The organism is Blautia sp. St.27G3, from assembly GCF_059728505.1.
The window spans coordinates 1,900,798-1,914,741 of the sequence record NZ_BAAGFO010000001.1 but is presented as its reverse complement, the minus strand read 5'-3'; the positions used below and the strand labels follow the sequence as shown (position 1 = coordinate 1,914,741).

Here is a 13,944-nt window from a genome sequence, read left to right as displayed (position 1 = left end):
ACGCAAAGATGTAAAATAGTGTACAGAAAGGGAAACTATGCAGGAGTTACGTTCATTTATTTGCTCCAGGCAGATCGTAAATCTGACGATTGTGGGTGCGAATATTGTTCTTTTTATTGCACTGAGTTTTATTGGAGATACGGAAGAATTGCTTTTTATGATAAGACACGGAGCAAATTATACGTCTGCGGTTCTTGAAGGCGGGGAGTATTACAGACTGGTGACCAGTATGTTTCTGCATTTTGGCGCAGAGCATCTTGTTTATAATATGCTGGTGCTGATTTTTATGGGAGATGTCTTAGAAAAAGTCGCAGGTAAAATGAACTATTTTTTGATTTATTTTATTGGAGGAATTGCAGGAAACGTAATGTCACTGTGGTCTGACTGGAAGGTAGGTAAGGTTACAGTGTCAGCTGGTGCCTCTGGCGCAATTTTTGCAGTAGTAGGTGCGCTTTTGTGGATCATGCTCCGTAATAAAGGCAGAGTTGAGGATTATTCTGGGAAAAGGTTGCTTTTGATGGCAGGATTGTCCGTGGCAGAGGGAATAACAACCAGCGGTGTGGACAACTGGGCACATATAGGAGGTATGGTGTCCGGCTTTTTACTGGCTATGATTTTGTATCGAAAGAAACATGAAAGTTCTGTAAGTATTGAATGAATCATTGATTATAAAGATTTATCTGGAGATTAGCCACTCCAGAACGCTTATTGCTTGTAAAAAAAGGGTTTTTGTGGTAGTATAAAACGAAAATATGGAATATTTTGGAAATAGTTATTTGGCGAATAGAACGTATTGAATTTAGGAGACGAACTGTAAAAAGCTATACTTGAATAAGCGGAAGTTGTATACGGAAATCCGTATAAGTATCGTTTCCACTGGAGGATGTCTGAACAGAGATAGAACCACTGTGCTGGTTTATGATATCTTTGACGATGAAAAGTCCGAGTCCGTTACCGTTTGCTTTATGGGTAACGAAAGGATCGAAGAGAGTCGGAAGGTATTCGTCAGGGATTCCAGGACCGTTATCTTTTACATGAATATTCAGGCAGGAGAGATTTTGACTGTCCAATCCGGCCAAAAGAGAAATGCAACGGTTTTTTGATAAAGAGTCTGGTGTATTTAGGCATAGTGCGTCCACAGCATTGAGAATCAGATTTGTAAGCACTTCTTTCAGTTTAGTTGCATCAGCAGAAATAAAAACAGATGAGAGGCAGTCATCAAATGCTGCATCAAAATAAATTCCTTTTTCATGCATCATAGATGAAAAGGAACGAGCTATATTTGTGAGAAATGATTTTATGTGAATCGGCTCCTGGTAAAGACTTTTGCTTGTGGCAAAAGAGCAGGCTGTTTTCAGAACACGAAACGTTTCATGAAGATCTTGACAGATTTGCTGCCACAGTGGCGATTCAGCTATTTCCGGATACTTTTTGGATAAGAGCTGCATAGAACTGTCCATAAGAGTCAGCTGATTTTTGACTTCATGAGAAAGCGTGGAAATACAGTTTTGATAGTCAGTTTCAGAAAAAGAATCAGATATGCTGTTTTCTCTGGCAGTTTTTTCAAAGGATGAAACGGAGGTTTTCATTTGATTGGCTCCTTTTGTGTTTTAATAAGCAGAATAGGTGGTGATGTTGCAGCTAATAATGTCGTGTGAAAACAATGATACAAAGTGTAGCACTATATGAACAAAATAGCAACGATAATTTATTGACAATTTCCGACATAGTTTTTATAGTATTAATTATGAGATTTTGTTAGGTTATTGCTATATAATGGATGAATTGGGTGTATTAAGATTTCAATTTGAGCTACATAGATTTTATTAAAAAAAGAAGGGAGACTATATTTGGAAGAAAACTGTATTTTTTGCAAAATAGCCAATGGTGAAATTCCATCGGCGACTTTGTATGAGGATAAGAATTTCCGTGTAATTTTAGATCTTAGTCCGGCCTCGAAGGGGCATGCTCTTATACTTCCTAAAAAACATGCGGCAAATTTGTTTGAATTAACAGATGAAACAGCTTCAAAAGTAATGGTATTGGCAAAGCAGATTGCAGCAGTGCTGCAAGAAGGCTTGCATGCGGATGGTGTAAACCTTGTGCAGAATAATGGCGAAGCAGCAGGACAAACTATATTTCATTTTCATATGCACATTATACCGCGATATCAGAATGATACAGTAAACGTAACCTGGAGACCGGGAGAACTGACTGAGAATGACAAAAAAGAAATTCTTAGTCTGTTTGAAAAATAGAGCATGAATGCTCATAAAAAAGGATTGAGAAATGAAAAATAGGGATTTTGAGGAATATTATTTAAAGTACAGAAGCCTTGTGGTTAAAGTTGCTATGGATAGAATTGGAAATTATCAGGTAGCTCAGGAAATTTGCCAGAAGGTATTTATTGCATTTTATACGAATATGGAGCGTATCGAGCCAGCATTCGTAAAAGCATGGTTGATTCGTTGTACTAATAATGCCGTAATTGATTATATGAGAATGGCGCAGACAAAAAAGGAGGTTCTCTCAACCAATTCAGTTTCGGTGGATGGAAATAATCTCGTAGAAAAAAGTATGGAGTTATACCAGGAAAAGATGTACAGTCGTGATTTGGCGGGAAGAATTTTCCGGGAAGTCAGGGCAGTGAATGAACAATGGTATGAGGTGCTGATCCTTTGCTGTGTAGAGGGAATGAGTTATGCGGAGGCAGCAAAGAAACTTGATATTTCAGAAAGCGTTTTGAGAGCGAGATTATACAGGGCACGGGTGTATATCAAAGAGAAATTCGGAGACGAATACAAAGAATGTAAGCTCTAAAAACTAAGGGGATCCCTTCTCTTTCTGAAACAATAAAACAGGAGGAGAAGGGATTTTTTTGATGACTACTTATTTACAATGGTTTCTATGAGCGCGACAATAGTGTCGACTGCATTGCTGGCACTACTTTTGTCCATTGCGTTAATATACGTCTGACGGTTTTGATAGAGATTCAGAATGCTGTCAAGAAGCAGATCTGAGGTCAGGTCTTCTTCCTGAAGTACGACACTGAATCCTTGTTTTTGGAAAGAAGCGGCATTTAGCAGCTGGTCGCCCCGACTGGCGGCAGCGGAAAGAGGAATCAAAAGATTTGGCTTACGAAGTTCCAACAATTCACAGATTGCATTTGCCCCTGCGCGGGAAACTACGATATCAGCAAGAGCGAATAGATCGGCCAGTTCTTTTTTGATGTATTCATATTGTACGTATCCGAACGTATCGTTTAGAGAATCGTCCAGATTGCCTTTTCCGCACAGATGGATCACCTGAAATGATTTCAGAAGCTCCGGTAGAATGCTGCGGACCGCTTGATTGACTGCTACAGAGCCGAGGCTTCCGCCAATAATCAAAAGTACTGGCTTATCAGCAGTAAATCCGCAGAATTGAAGAGCTGCCAGACGATTACCATGGCGTAATTCCTCGCGGATCGGTGATCCGGTAACGACAGCCTTTCCTTCCGGGAGGTGTGAAACAGTTTCAGGAAAATTACAGCATATTTTTGAGGCCGCGGGAAGCGCGAGACGGTTTGCCAGCCCAGGCGTCATGTCTGATTCGTGAAGAATAACCGGAATATGCTGTGCTTTTGCCGCCTGTACGACAGGCACTGTAACAAATCCACCCTTTGAGAAAATAATGTCGGGTTTTAATTGTTTTAACAATTGTTTTGCCTGGAAAAAGCCTTTTGCCACGCGAAAGGGATCTGAGAAATTCTTGATATCGAAATAGCGGCGCAGTTTCCCGGAAGAAATTCCGTGATAGGATATGCCGAGCTCTTCGATCAACTTTTTCTCAATGCCGTCGTAGGAACCAATGTATTGAATATCGTAGCCGAGTTTTTTCAGATGTGGCAAAAGCGCGATATTCGGAGTGACATGTCCGGCTGTACCGCCGCCGGTAAGTACGATTCGTTTCATAACGCCCTCCAGTTTCAGAATATTTTGTTATTTACAGTTTACCCGCTATTAGCAAAAAGTCAAGAAGGGACTTGCCTGTTCGATGAAGGATGAAAACAAAAAAACTGAACATGACAAAAAAATTGTAGAATTCGACATTGATGAGACAGTCTTGGGAGATTCAGATCTTGACCGATTTCTAAGAAAGAGCATGCAGGATGCAGCAGATGCATTGGAAGAGCGCTTAAACAATGATCCCCGGCTGCAAGGCATTGATGCCCCGGAAGGAATGTTCGACTCTATTGTAAACGAATTGAAAAGACAGGGACTTTGGCAGGAGGATGTAAATGAACATACGGGTAACGAGCACATTCATTCAGGTTTTGGTATAACTGGTGATAATTTCTTCTCGCGAGACGGAACAAATGAAATAGATGCAGGCTCAAAGCTAAAAGCTGCAAATGGGACTGCTTATACGGAAACTGGAAAAGCAGGCGGGAGGATATACTCTGAGAATGTAAATATGCGTTTACAAGCTGATACAATTACTGGAAATATTTATTCAGATGTTGGTACAATCAATACGCTGGCCAATGAGGAAAAGAGTACACTTGAACAGGATGTCAGTGAAAAATATCAGGAAACGGCCTGTGCGATGCTTGTTGAAAATGATAAGCATGCGTTGAAGCTAAGCAGGGGTGACGAGAATGATCTTGAAACATGCGAGATAAAACGGGAAAAGAGAAAAAGAGCAATTCGGTATAGTGGAGTGGCAGCGGCTGTAATGGTGGTTTTTTTGGGCCTTGGTGTGACAGGCGAAGCTAGCAAACGATTGATATTTAAAGCCTGGGATGGGGTTGCAAGGAATATGGGATTTCTATTTGCGACGACTTATCTAGGTGAGGGTGAAGAAACAAAGGATACAGTGAGAGAAGATATGGTGGCAATGGAGAAAATCCATGAAAAATTTGGGATGTCAGTCATTGATTTTACATATCTCCCAGGAAATATCGAATACCAGAAATGTGAGACTATTCCAGAGGTTCCGCAGGCAGTTCTATTTTATGGTAATGGAGAAAAAAGTTTAATTGTAACATTGTTGGGTAGTTACAACGAAGGTGTGTCTTATTACGCTGTAGATAGCGGCGCTATCTTACAGAATAAAATGAAGACTGAACAAAATATTGAAGTATTAATATGGGAAATTAATTTAAATGAGAAGGAGGAAACGTATGCAGCGGAATTTGAATTTAATGAATGCAGATATCTTTTGAATGGAAGGCTCTCTTTGGAAGAAATGGAACAAATAGTAAGCAATATGTATTTATTGTAAACTAACGTAACTTTTTTTATCTTAATCCGTTATTATATTATGTAAATGGGTATAGCAGGAGGAAAAGTATGAAAAGAATTAGAGGATTAATATTGGTGTCAGTTTTAGTTACATGTTTTTCATTTGGTGTAGTTCGTGCAACTGCCACAGACGACTTACTTGGTAAGGTGGTTGACGGCTCTGTTCTCACAGACGATAAGGAGGCAGTAAGCATTGTGTATCCGTGGGCCAGGGGGACGTATCTGAGTAGTGGAAGTGGTTCTATTGCAGCTATCAGTGCGAATCAAGTACAAATAGCTGGAAGTACGGTAGCTTACCAGAATGTAGATGAAATTAAAGTAACATTGCATTTACAGAAAACGAAGACGGAAGGGAGTGGATGGCTACATGTGTCTACGCTTGGACCGAAAACAGCAAAGAATACAAATTATGTGTCAAATAGTAGTACATATTCAGTAACTCGCGGTTACTACTATCGTGTACATGGAGCACATACTATAATAGAAGATAGTAAGGTAGAGTCTTTGACGAGCAATACGAATGCCGTAAAGGTACCATAAAACAAAATAACCATTTATAAAACTTATTTTCAAGTACAAAAGAGTAAACATAATATACTACAAATACACTATAAAATCTCACTACACCCTTAACGGCTTCTAAAGCCGCATAAATACGGGATTGTCGAAGTGGTTAAGAGTGGTAAAAAGCAGAAAAATGTAGGTAACTCCTATTTTATTCCTGCACCACTCCTATACTGCTATTCCTACATATAATGCAAGTAGGAGAAGTCTATTAAAGAGAGGAAAAGGAGACGGTTGCTGGTAACAACTATCTCCTTTTTGTGTGAATCATACGAACTTGACATTTAAAATGGGGCTGTCATTATCGCATTTGTTGAGATCGTAATAAGAGTTATAGGGTGTGTGAACTCTTTCTGTCTTATCGTTTTCTCTATGCCAAAAAGAAACAGGGTGAAAGTCTTTCCTTGGCTTATAATATTGTCGATAATTTGTCAAGCTATTCGCCTCCTCTCTTTAATAGACTTCTCCTTTCAAGTAACTGCGGCTTTACTTTCTTTCGCCATTATAACATCCTATTTTATTTTTTCAATTTCTGTTTTCAACCAGTCGAATTCTCTTTGGGTGTAAACCTTTTCTGTAATGTCTGCAATCTTGTGGCCGACCATGTATTTGATGGCGTACTCATCCACTCCGTATTTCTTTGCCATTGTTACAAAGTGTTTTCTACCGTCATGTGGTCTATGCTCTGGATTCAGATTTAATTCAGTTCGTATCAAATCAAAAGCTTTTGTGTAACGGTTGTAGGTCAATTTTATATTTTTCTTGTTTCGGGCGTTTGGGTCAATCCAGTTCAGTAAATACTTACTGCCAAGTTCTTCAGCCTCTTTGTATTTCTTTTCCACCAAAGAACGAATCTTACTATGAATTGGAACTATCCGTTCACTTCCAGCCTCGGTTTTCATACCGCCTTTAAATGTTCCCTCTGTTAAATCCACATTCGCTAGTTCAATCAATCCAAGTTCCTGCGGACGCCATCCGGAATAACACTGAATCAGGAGAATGTCTATGCCTTTCTTATCATCCACGTGGTTCCACAAAAGCTCTATCTCATCTTCCGAAAAAGCAATATGTTCTCGCTTGACATTGTGACACTCTTTTACAACTTCATCAGGAAGTTTAAAAGTTCGTGAGTAATTCCGATCCACGATTTCATATTCCAAAGCATAATCCAGCATCAAGTTAAATAGCGACTTGATTTTGTTCTTCATAGTTGCGGTTGGAGTCTGTTCAACACCTTTGACGACTGCAACACCTTCTTCCATGCATCCTTTGATGTGTCTGGCACGAACGTCCATCACTCTCATAGTGTAAACAGCAGAGCAATATTCCCAGGCATTCTCGGCAGCCTTTGAGTCTTTTACGGTTTTCTCATACTCTGGGAACCATTTGTCGTAGAGTTCCTGCATGGTAATAGCAGGCTGCAAGTCGTAAGGGTTCTTGTTATATTCTACAAGAGCCGCATATGCATCGTTGTATGTAGGAAAATAGGATTCCGGTTTCAACGGTTTACAAATTGGTCTGCCAGTCGCTGTCTTGCCGACGGTAATCATAGCCCGGTAAGGATTCCGGAGATTCCGGTTCTTAATCTCGCTAATTTGTCCGAACCCGTTTGGCAATCTTCTTCTCTTATTATTCTTGTTTCGAGGTTTCCTCGGTTTTACGTCCGGCTGTATAGGGTATCCACAGTGCGGACAGAATGTCGCTTTATCGCTTACTTGTAATTCGCATTCAGGGCATTGCATTAGCATTGTGCATCACTCTCCTTCCACGTCTGCATTATAATAAATAGTGTAGGAATTGTCAACTCCTACATTTATATTTTCTTGCTAAAGTTTTCCTTATTTCTAACCTAGATTAAATACAGTACGCAGGTGACATGTTTTTCTGATAGCCTTAACATACAAAATCCGAAAAATTCCCGGGGTGAGATTTTGGAAAAACATTTTAAAGGAGGACTGTATGGACGCCATATTTCAAACTGGTTCTGTACCGGTCGCGGTCGCCGCCAAAGTATACGGTAAAGACGCTTCCTGGGTACGAGCTGGCATTATTTCCGGCTGGCTTCCGATTGGAAAAGCCACAAGGAATGGTCAACTCGTAACCAAGATCGAAGAAATGAACAGCAAGCTGGGACGGATTAACTTCTATATCTCACCCAAATTGCTGTACGAGCAAACCGGATATCTTTGGAAAGGAGAAAAAGTATGAGTACGACTATAAGACCTGAACTTTCGGAAAAGAATAAATACTGGATTGACCGCCACCGTTATTATGAGCTGAAACATTTTTGTTTGCAGTATCCTGCATGGAAGAAAGCGTATGGGGTGTTGGATGGGCTGAGCAAGAGACCGAACGATAATCCAATACTTGCTAAGCTCAATGTAGTGAGTGATCCAACTGCCAGATGCGCCGTTACAAAAGCGTACTTAGCAGAGCGAATAGCAATGATAGAGGATGTCGCAGAGGATACGGACGAAGAACTGGCAAGTTATATTTTACATGGGGTAACAGAGGGTTGTTCTTATGACATATTGCGGGTAAGGTATAATATTCCGTGCTGCAAAGATGTCTACTACGACTTGTACAGACGGTTCTTCTGGTTGCTGAGTAAAGAAAGGGAGTAAGAGTCGCAGAGATTTCATCTCCTTTAATGAAAGGAGAGTGAGATTTATGGAAAACATAAGGAGTATGTATTCACAAGTATTTGATTCGAGTAATCCTAACTGGGATCAGGATCGAGAGTTTAATCTAATCTATTTGAAATCGCAACAAAACTACTTTAACGATCTTTTGAAATGTAGAGGCTATGTATTTCTGAGAGATATTCAGGAATGCCTTGGACTTAAAGTAACAAGGTTATCGTTATTTGTAGGATGGTTTTACGATTTGGAAAATGCGTTGGGAGATAACTACATCGATTTTGGAATCCAGGAGGACGAAGACGGAGAAAGTATTTGGTTAGACTTTAATGTTGACGGAGACATCACAGAACGTTTTGAAGATTGAGCCAGCAATGGCTCTTTCTTTTTCGCACGAATTTCATCTCCTTTAATGAAAGGAGAGTGAGATTTATGAGTGCAATAAAAAGATGGCTTGAAGATCATATTTCAGAGATTACGGATGAAGAATTACTGGAAGATGGTTATGAACAGAAAGAGATTGACTTTATGAGAGAATGCTTTACTGGAAGGAGGAAGGAGTCCTAACAAGGGCTCTTTCTTTTTAGCTTAAAAAATGGTATAATTAAGCCGATACTTGATACCTTTTGTTTTTTATTTCGCAAATAATACATCGCCCTTTATGAAAGGAGGACACATATGACGGAACAAGGTTCTAATTTTGAAGAAAAGGAGAAAACCGAAATGATGAATGTTCAGGAAGTAGCAAGAATGACTGAATGGCTCAGAGCAAAAGGAATGAGCGATACGGAAATTCTCAACTGCATGAATTACATCGCTACGGGCGTTGGCTTACCGACAAATATTGAGCCGTCCGAAGTAAAAGAGTCCGAATGATTCAGAGGGAAGAGTCGTGTAACAGCGGCTCTTTTCTTTTATTTTTAATCTAGCTTAGAAACCAGTACGTAGGTGACTGAAAAACATGCTATCTTGATATCTGAAAAAATCTATGGAAGGAGGAACACTATGCAAGCGGTCGTTATATTTATTGTCGGCGTTTTTATTGGGTGTGGAATCGCAGTCGTGATTCTTAGACCGAAATGCATCGGGACCTTACGGGTTGATACATCTGATCCGGACGGTCCTTTTATATTTCTGGAAGCATCTAAAAGCATCGACTTTATCGCATCTAAAAAATCGGTCATGCTGAAAGTAAATCTCAAAAGTTATATTTCGCACGACTAACAGTTCCTTTTATGGAAGCTTAAAAACTTAACAGTGAAAGGAGAAAGAAAATGAACGAAGACATTATCACAATGTTGGACGAACAGATTAAAGCCGAACTTGGAGGTTTATCCGGTCTTGCAGTAGGAAGCAAGGAACATACGGAAGCCATAGAGGGTTTGGCCAAGCTGTATCGGTTAAGAATCGATGATTCTAAAGCTGCAATGGAGTACAACAAAGAGATTGACGATGATGATTTCCGTAAGAAGCAGATGGAACAGGAAGAAAAATTCCATAATGAGCAGGCGGAAAGAGATGAGCAGTCTCGTAAAGAGCAACTCGCAGAGCAGAAAAAGGATCGATATATCAGAATCGGTATTGCTGCGGCCGAACTTATGGTGCCGCTAGTGTTCTTTGCCAAGATTTATCAGATGGGATATGATTTGGAAAAGGACGGCACATTTACAGTTCAGACATTGAAGAACTTGGTTCGGTTCGTTAAACCGACTAAACGATGAGAATTGAAGATTCCAAAGCGGAGAGGCGTTAGATTTACAGCGCCTTTTCGTTTTTCCTCGCCAAAATTGCATATCCTCTTATGGAGATACAAAGAGCTCTTTAATCTCTTAACTTAACTATGAAAAGGGTGTATGATATGTAGTACACTCCGAGTTACGAAAGGAGATAATAATATGAGCCAAATTATTAAACCGGAGGGTATTGAGTTAATAGAATACCTGAACGAAGGGTATGCAATTTGCAACAAATGCGGAGCAGTTATGGACCGGAGGGAACATCCCAGAGGTGGAAATGATATTTATACCTGCCCATCATGCGGTTGGAATATAGACGTGATGGATTATGAGTACGAAGAAGATGAGGAAGAAGAATGGACAGAACAGGTACTCAGTATGTACGCAGGAAATGTACCACCTGATGGATGTAGAGCCTGCGGAGGTCCTTATCCGAGCTGCAAATTATCATGCCCGACATTTGACGAGTAATATTAGGGAGAGGAAGTCCTGACGAGGGCTTTTTCTCTTGCATTTTGGAGAAAAATAAAATGAGATATCATTACAAGAAACCGACAATGCCACGGACAAAGTTTGGCAGACGTTATATTTGTAATCATCCGGTTTATAATAGTTGTACTCTATTTGAGATAAGTGGAAAAGGTCTCGCCGTGATTCAACAGCGATTTGATAAAGAAACAAAAAGTACCTGGTGGAGCGAAATAGATCAGTGGCTTACTGCTGAAATATATTTGCACCCACATTTTAAAGCGTACTTTGACGAACGTGCAGGAGAGGCTACGGACGGATTATATCCTACTGTAACCGTCCGGCAAATTATGTGGGCGCTGAAGATGAAGCCCATTAAGCGCGAACGGTGGGAAACGGTCTTTGACAGACGAAATATTTAGCAAAAATTACAACCTCTTTAATGAAAGGAGGTTCAGGTTATGAACAACGAGTATGAAGAGAGATATTTTAAGGTATTTTATCACTTTGAAAAGGTGCCAAGATTTATGCGAAAACATATGAGAGAAGAATTTATGAAACATCGAAATGAGGTTGCGAGGATATTTCGTGAGCATATAAAAGTGGTTAATGATGAATGGACTGTGACGGGAAAAGAGTTTGCGTTCGGAGAATATATTGAAGATATTAACCCTGAATATAGTAAGCTCGTATATGATCGTATTCAACCTTTTATAAATGTGGCGAATAAATCGTTCCCATACTGTAAGTATAAAATTGACGAGTATTGTGATATTGTAGGGTATCTGCCACTCATTAGAAAATCAAAACTTTGGATTACTTTAGAAGAAATTGAGTCCTAACAAGGGCTCTTTTCTTTTCGCAATTTATACACGCTCCTTTATGAAAACCATAGACCGAAAGGAGAAAAAGAGGTATGGACGAGATGAATATTATATCAAAATTCACAACGGCGCTTGTGTCGAAAGCAGCGAAGGTGATTATCAAAAAGAAGTTAGGTGTAGATATGGATATCTGGCTTAAAGAAATGAAAGTCACTGTAAACGACGGAACTACACACGCACATTTGGATATTGATGTGGAACTCAGCAAGGAAGAACTCAAAAAAATATTGAAGGGAAGCGGTTTTGATTAAAAACGAGGAGTCCTAACAAGGGCTCTTCTTTTCTGTTTCGTTATATTTACAACTTCTTTAATGAAAGGAGCGTGATTGTATGAAGATTATAACTATTTGTGGGAGCTATAAGTATAAAACAGAAATGGTAAGTGTCTATCAGCAGCTTACTGATTTGGGGTTTATTGTGCTATTTCCGGCGATGGGATGTGAACGTCACGACAAGAAATGGTATTTGGAATTGCATACAGAGAAAATTGCAATGTCTGACGCCATATTTGTCGTAGACGTAGATTGCTACGTTGGAGAAAGCACAAGGTATGAAATTCGTAAAGCTGAAGAACTTGGTAAAAAAATTATATTTTATAGCAGCAACAAATTAGGAGTCGTGTAACAGCGGCTCTTTTCTTTTCGCAAAAATTACACAGCATATTATGAGAAACAGTAGCTCAGTTGGTAGAGCGAATGAGGAATGGTAGTAATTTGCCCCTCATTAGGTCATAGGTTCGAGTCCTATCTGTTTCTCTTTTATTTTTCTACAGCCAAAACAAAAAAATGAAAGGAGAAAAAGAGGTATGAACAAACTGCAACTGGGACTGCGAAAAGCGTCCCCAACAATCCTAACTTGTTTAGGAGCAATCGGCGTGGTTGGTACTGCCGTATTATCAGTACAGGCTACACCAAAAGCTATGGTGCTGATTAAAGCTAAGAAAGACGAGGTAAAAACAGATAAGTTGACCCCTCAGGAACTTATAGAGGCAACTTGGAAGTGTTATATTCCGCCGGTTTTGGTTGGTGCCTCCACAATCGCTTGTATCATTGGTATCGGTGTTTTAGATAAGCGTAATCAGGCGGCGTTATCCAGCGCCTATGCTATGGTAAACGAATCATACAAGCAATATCGCCAGGCAGCTAAAAAGGTCTATGGGGCGGATGCGGACGATAAAATCTGTGCTGAAATGGCTAAAGACGCAATGGTGGCTGATGGTGGTTGGGGGTATCAGATATATAACATGGATATGGATACAGAGAGCGAGCGTATTCTGTGCTATGACATGTTCTCCAAAAGATATTTTAATACGACTATGGCAGCGGTTATTAACGCTCAGTATCATATCAACCGTAATCTTCAGCTCCGTGGATATTGCACTCTAAACGAGTATTATGAGTTCCTTGGTATTAACGGGATTGAGCTTGGCAACGAGATGGGATGGAATTTACAGGAGATTTATGAGGGCGGCGAAATGTGGCTTGATTTTGACAATCGAAAAACCGTTCTCGAAGACAATCTTGAATGTGTAATTATTTCAGGATATGAACCGCAGCAGTTTGGAGCGGAATTACTCGAAGAAATAGTAGGGGAGGATTGACGTTATGGAAGATACAAAATTAACAAAGCACGATGTTATGGATATTGCAGTAGGTGCTGGGATCATATTTGTAACCGGGCTTATCGCATACAAGCTCGGCGTAGACAGCGGCAAAAGGCAGTATCAGAAAACCATGATAAGGCTTGCCAGGAAGAACGGCGAGATATGGCGTATTGTCGATGGAAACCATAGACTCACCGTAACATATTTCTAAATCGCAAAATTTACAATCACTATTATGGAAAGGAGGTAACGCTTTATGGGAAAAAGCAGTATCATTAAAGTTCTTGGAACGGTAGTAACCGTAGTTGGATTAGCGGCGAATTTGTTGTCCGATTGGGTTAAAGACCAGCAGATGAACGAAAAGATCGATGAAAAGGTCAATGAAGCGATTGCCAAAAGAGATAAAGAAGACGAGGAGTCCTAACAGGGACTCTTCTTTTCTGTTTGCAGGAGGATATTATGGACAATCGTGTTACATCGGCTATCGAGGATTATATTTATGATTTGACAGATCCTCAAAGAAACTGGCCTGAGTATTATTTCAGGCAAGTAAGTTTTTCAAGATTCGCCGCAGGAGAGATTTTGAAACTTGTTAAAGAGGCATCGACTTTTCAAGAATCCATTGATGCAGTTGCTGATTTTAGCATTAAGATGAAAAGCTTTGCAATAATGGATCACGATAATAAGAACGATGCCCAAATTTTCTCTGTGGCATATGAAGTGGCAACTGATATTTTAGACATCCTAAATGCGATGAAATGAAAG

General features: G+C 39.9%; 24 protein-coding genes and 1 tRNA gene. 22 read left to right on the top strand and 3 right to left on the bottom strand.

The window, feature by feature from the left end; genetic code table 11:
- Positions 1 to 37 precede the first annotated feature (37 nt).
- Entirely contained in the window at positions 38 to 658 is a 621-nt protein-coding gene (locus tag AC6I2O_RS09090) for a rhomboid family intramembrane serine protease (RefSeq protein ID WP_497742431.1), read from the top strand.
- A 163-nt stretch (positions 659 to 821) separates the two neighbouring features.
- Here AC6I2O_RS09090 and AC6I2O_RS09085 read toward each other — a convergent pair whose 3' ends face one another.
- On the bottom strand, positions 822 to 1,589 hold the full coding sequence (locus tag AC6I2O_RS09085; protein WP_497742430.1) for a sensor histidine kinase: 768 nt from the start codon (positions 1,587 to 1,589) through the stop codon (positions 822 to 824).
- A 261-nt stretch (positions 1,590 to 1,850) separates the two neighbouring features.
- Here AC6I2O_RS09085 and AC6I2O_RS09080 point away from each other — a divergent pair, with 261 nt between their 5' ends.
- Both AC6I2O_RS09080 and AC6I2O_RS09075 read left to right on the top strand, forming a co-directional pair.
- Complete coding sequence (locus tag AC6I2O_RS09080; RefSeq protein WP_497742429.1) at positions 1,851 to 2,258, top strand: HIT family protein; 408 nt, start codon at positions 1,851 to 1,853, stop codon at positions 2,256 to 2,258.
- Positions 2,259 to 2,289: 31 nt separating this feature from the next.
- A complete protein-coding gene (locus AC6I2O_RS09075) occupies positions 2,290 to 2,820 on the top strand; it encodes an RNA polymerase sigma factor (protein WP_120393464.1) in 531 nt (176 codons plus the stop codon).
- A 65-nt stretch (positions 2,821 to 2,885) separates the two neighbouring features.
- Here the strand turns inward: AC6I2O_RS09075 and murG are convergent, their stop codons facing one another.
- Positions 2,886 to 3,953, bottom strand: coding sequence for an undecaprenyldiphospho-muramoylpentapeptide beta-N-acetylglucosaminyltransferase (gene murG, locus AC6I2O_RS09070; RefSeq protein WP_497742428.1), 1,068 nt, complete (start codon positions 3,951 to 3,953; stop codon positions 2,886 to 2,888).
- An 82-nt stretch (positions 3,954 to 4,035) separates the two neighbouring features.
- Between murG and AC6I2O_RS09065 the strand changes: the two genes are divergently transcribed.
- Both AC6I2O_RS09065 and AC6I2O_RS09060 read left to right on the top strand, forming a co-directional pair.
- Complete coding sequence (locus AC6I2O_RS09065) at positions 4,036 to 5,265, top strand: DUF4367 domain-containing protein (protein ID WP_497742427.1); 1,230 nt, start codon at positions 4,036 to 4,038, stop codon at positions 5,263 to 5,265.
- 68 nt (positions 5,266 to 5,333) lie between these two features.
- The gene (locus AC6I2O_RS09060; protein ID WP_497742426.1) at positions 5,334 to 5,825 is read left to right on the top strand and encodes a DUF6147 family protein; all 492 of its coding nucleotides are present in this window, start codon (positions 5,334 to 5,336) and stop codon (positions 5,823 to 5,825) included.
- Between the two features lie 536 nt (positions 5,826 to 6,361).
- Here the strand turns inward: AC6I2O_RS09060 and AC6I2O_RS09055 are convergent.
- Positions 6,362 to 7,591 carry a site-specific integrase gene (locus AC6I2O_RS09055; RefSeq protein ID WP_353057880.1) on the bottom strand — a complete coding sequence of 410 codons (1,230 nt, stop codon included), beginning with the start codon at positions 7,589 to 7,591 and terminating at the stop codon, positions 6,362 to 6,364.
- A 217-nt stretch (positions 7,592 to 7,808) separates the two neighbouring features.
- Between AC6I2O_RS09055 and AC6I2O_RS09050 the strand changes: the two genes are divergently transcribed.
- From AC6I2O_RS09050 to AC6I2O_RS08970, 17 genes are all read left to right on the top strand, one after another.
- The gene (locus AC6I2O_RS09050) at positions 7,809 to 8,057 is read left to right on the top strand and encodes a hypothetical protein (protein ID WP_288878256.1); all 249 of its coding nucleotides are present in this window, start codon (positions 7,809 to 7,811) and stop codon (positions 8,055 to 8,057) included.
- A complete protein-coding gene (locus tag AC6I2O_RS09045) occupies positions 8,054 to 8,473 on the top strand; it encodes a hypothetical protein (RefSeq protein ID WP_288878257.1) in 420 nt (139 codons plus the stop codon). The genes AC6I2O_RS09050 and AC6I2O_RS09045 overlap by 4 nt, the downstream gene beginning before the upstream one ends.
- Before the next feature lie 46 nt (positions 8,474 to 8,519).
- Positions 8,520 to 8,855 carry a DUF6353 family protein gene (locus AC6I2O_RS09040; RefSeq protein ID WP_289187960.1) on the top strand — a complete coding sequence of 112 codons (336 nt, stop codon included), beginning with the start codon at positions 8,520 to 8,522 and terminating at the stop codon, positions 8,853 to 8,855.
- 65 nt (positions 8,856 to 8,920) lie between these two features.
- Entirely contained in the window at positions 8,921 to 9,055 is a 135-nt protein-coding gene (locus tag AC6I2O_RS09035) for a hypothetical protein (RefSeq protein ID WP_288878261.1), read from the top strand.
- A 111-nt stretch (positions 9,056 to 9,166) separates the two neighbouring features.
- Positions 9,167 to 9,364, top strand: a complete 198-nt coding sequence (locus AC6I2O_RS09030) for a hypothetical protein (RefSeq protein WP_497742425.1) — start codon at positions 9,167 to 9,169, stop codon at positions 9,362 to 9,364.
- Positions 9,365 to 9,493: 129 nt separating this feature from the next.
- On the top strand, positions 9,494 to 9,712 hold the full coding sequence (locus AC6I2O_RS09025; protein WP_497742424.1) for a hypothetical protein: 219 nt from the start codon (positions 9,494 to 9,496) through the stop codon (positions 9,710 to 9,712).
- A 50-nt stretch (positions 9,713 to 9,762) separates the two neighbouring features.
- On the top strand, positions 9,763 to 10,209 hold the full coding sequence (locus AC6I2O_RS09020; protein ID WP_288878264.1) for a hypothetical protein: 447 nt from the start codon (positions 9,763 to 9,765) through the stop codon (positions 10,207 to 10,209).
- A 174-nt stretch (positions 10,210 to 10,383) separates the two neighbouring features.
- Positions 10,384 to 10,695, top strand: a complete 312-nt coding sequence (locus AC6I2O_RS09015; RefSeq protein WP_288878266.1) for a hypothetical protein — start codon at positions 10,384 to 10,386, stop codon at positions 10,693 to 10,695.
- A gap of 59 nt (positions 10,696 to 10,754) precedes the next feature.
- On the top strand, positions 10,755 to 11,114 hold the full coding sequence (locus tag AC6I2O_RS09010; RefSeq protein WP_289225492.1) for a hypothetical protein: 360 nt from the start codon (positions 10,755 to 10,757) through the stop codon (positions 11,112 to 11,114).
- A gap of 39 nt (positions 11,115 to 11,153) precedes the next feature.
- Positions 11,154 to 11,534, top strand: a complete 381-nt coding sequence (locus AC6I2O_RS09005; protein ID WP_288878268.1) for a hypothetical protein — start codon at positions 11,154 to 11,156, stop codon at positions 11,532 to 11,534.
- Between the two features lie 74 nt (positions 11,535 to 11,608).
- Positions 11,609 to 11,827, top strand: a complete 219-nt coding sequence (locus AC6I2O_RS09000; RefSeq protein ID WP_288878269.1) for a hypothetical protein — start codon at positions 11,609 to 11,611, stop codon at positions 11,825 to 11,827.
- Positions 11,828 to 11,906: 79 nt separating this feature from the next.
- Entirely contained in the window at positions 11,907 to 12,200 is a 294-nt protein-coding gene (locus tag AC6I2O_RS08995) for a DUF4406 domain-containing protein (protein WP_288878270.1), read from the top strand.
- Positions 12,201 to 12,244: 44 nt separating this feature from the next.
- Positions 12,245 to 12,331: transfer RNA gene (locus AC6I2O_RS08990), tRNA-OTHER, on the top strand.
- 50 nt (positions 12,332 to 12,381) lie between these two features.
- Positions 12,382 to 13,176: a DUF6353 family protein gene (locus tag AC6I2O_RS08985; protein WP_288878271.1), complete on the top strand. Its 795-nt coding sequence runs from the start codon at positions 12,382 to 12,384 to the stop codon at positions 13,174 to 13,176.
- 4 nt (positions 13,177 to 13,180) lie between these two features.
- Positions 13,181 to 13,390 (top strand): hypothetical protein, encoded by a 210-nt coding sequence (locus AC6I2O_RS08980; RefSeq protein ID WP_288878272.1) that lies wholly within the window; start codon positions 13,181 to 13,183, stop codon positions 13,388 to 13,390.
- Between the two features lie 45 nt (positions 13,391 to 13,435).
- The gene (locus tag AC6I2O_RS08975; protein ID WP_279115294.1) at positions 13,436 to 13,603 is read left to right on the top strand and encodes a hypothetical protein; all 168 of its coding nucleotides are present in this window, start codon (positions 13,436 to 13,438) and stop codon (positions 13,601 to 13,603) included.
- Positions 13,604 to 13,638: 35 nt separating this feature from the next.
- Entirely contained in the window at positions 13,639 to 13,941 is a 303-nt protein-coding gene (locus tag AC6I2O_RS08970; protein WP_279115296.1) for a hypothetical protein, read from the top strand.
- The last annotated feature ends 3 nt before the right edge of the window (positions 13,942 to 13,944 follow it).

Excerpts from the sequence above, each read along its gene's own strand:
- AC6I2O_RS09085 (WP_497742430.1), bottom strand. The coding sequence starts at position 1,589 with ATGAAAACCTCCGTTTCATCCTTTGAAAAAACTGCCAGAGAAAACAGC.
- AC6I2O_RS09035 (WP_288878261.1), top strand. The coding sequence starts at position 8,921 with ATGAGTGCAATAAAAAGATGGCTTGAAGATCATATTTCAGAGATTACG.
- AC6I2O_RS09005 (WP_288878268.1), top strand. The coding sequence starts at position 11,154 with ATGAACAACGAGTATGAAGAGAGATATTTTAAGGTATTTTATCACTTT.
- AC6I2O_RS08975 (WP_279115294.1), top strand. The coding sequence starts at position 13,436 with ATGGGAAAAAGCAGTATCATTAAAGTTCTTGGAACGGTAGTAACCGTA.
- AC6I2O_RS08995 (WP_288878270.1), top strand. The coding sequence starts at position 11,907 with ATGAAGATTATAACTATTTGTGGGAGCTATAAGTATAAAACAGAAATG.
- AC6I2O_RS08985 (WP_288878271.1), top strand. The coding sequence starts at position 12,382 with ATGAACAAACTGCAACTGGGACTGCGAAAAGCGTCCCCAACAATCCTA.
- AC6I2O_RS09075 (WP_120393464.1), top strand. The coding sequence starts at position 2,290 with ATGAAAAATAGGGATTTTGAGGAATATTATTTAAAGTACAGAAGCCTT.
- AC6I2O_RS09040 (WP_289187960.1), top strand. The coding sequence starts at position 8,520 with ATGGAAAACATAAGGAGTATGTATTCACAAGTATTTGATTCGAGTAAT.
- AC6I2O_RS09065 (WP_497742427.1), top strand. The coding sequence starts at position 4,036 with ATGAAGGATGAAAACAAAAAAACTGAACATGACAAAAAAATTGTAGAA.
- AC6I2O_RS09015 (WP_288878266.1), top strand. The coding sequence starts at position 10,384 with ATGAGCCAAATTATTAAACCGGAGGGTATTGAGTTAATAGAATACCTG.
- AC6I2O_RS08970 (WP_279115296.1), top strand. The coding sequence starts at position 13,639 with ATGGACAATCGTGTTACATCGGCTATCGAGGATTATATTTATGATTTG.
- AC6I2O_RS09020 (WP_288878264.1), top strand. The coding sequence starts at position 9,763 with ATGAACGAAGACATTATCACAATGTTGGACGAACAGATTAAAGCCGAA.
- AC6I2O_RS09055 (WP_353057880.1), bottom strand. The coding sequence starts at position 7,591 with ATGCAATGCCCTGAATGCGAATTACAAGTAAGCGATAAAGCGACATTC.
- murG (WP_497742428.1), bottom strand. The coding sequence starts at position 3,953 with ATGAAACGAATCGTACTTACCGGCGGCGGTACAGCCGGACATGTCACT.
- AC6I2O_RS09045 (WP_288878257.1), top strand. The coding sequence starts at position 8,054 with ATGAGTACGACTATAAGACCTGAACTTTCGGAAAAGAATAAATACTGG.
- AC6I2O_RS09050 (WP_288878256.1), top strand. The coding sequence starts at position 7,809 with ATGGACGCCATATTTCAAACTGGTTCTGTACCGGTCGCGGTCGCCGCC.
- AC6I2O_RS09090 (WP_497742431.1), top strand. The coding sequence starts at position 38 with ATGCAGGAGTTACGTTCATTTATTTGCTCCAGGCAGATCGTAAATCTG.
- AC6I2O_RS09000 (WP_288878269.1), top strand. The coding sequence starts at position 11,609 with ATGGACGAGATGAATATTATATCAAAATTCACAACGGCGCTTGTGTCG.
- AC6I2O_RS08980 (WP_288878272.1), top strand. The coding sequence starts at position 13,181 with ATGGAAGATACAAAATTAACAAAGCACGATGTTATGGATATTGCAGTA.
- AC6I2O_RS09030 (WP_497742425.1), top strand. The coding sequence starts at position 9,167 with ATGACGGAACAAGGTTCTAATTTTGAAGAAAAGGAGAAAACCGAAATG.
- AC6I2O_RS09060 (WP_497742426.1), top strand. The coding sequence starts at position 5,334 with ATGAAAAGAATTAGAGGATTAATATTGGTGTCAGTTTTAGTTACATGT.
- AC6I2O_RS09010 (WP_289225492.1), top strand. The coding sequence starts at position 10,755 with ATGAGATATCATTACAAGAAACCGACAATGCCACGGACAAAGTTTGGC.
- AC6I2O_RS09025 (WP_497742424.1), top strand. The coding sequence starts at position 9,494 with ATGCAAGCGGTCGTTATATTTATTGTCGGCGTTTTTATTGGGTGTGGA.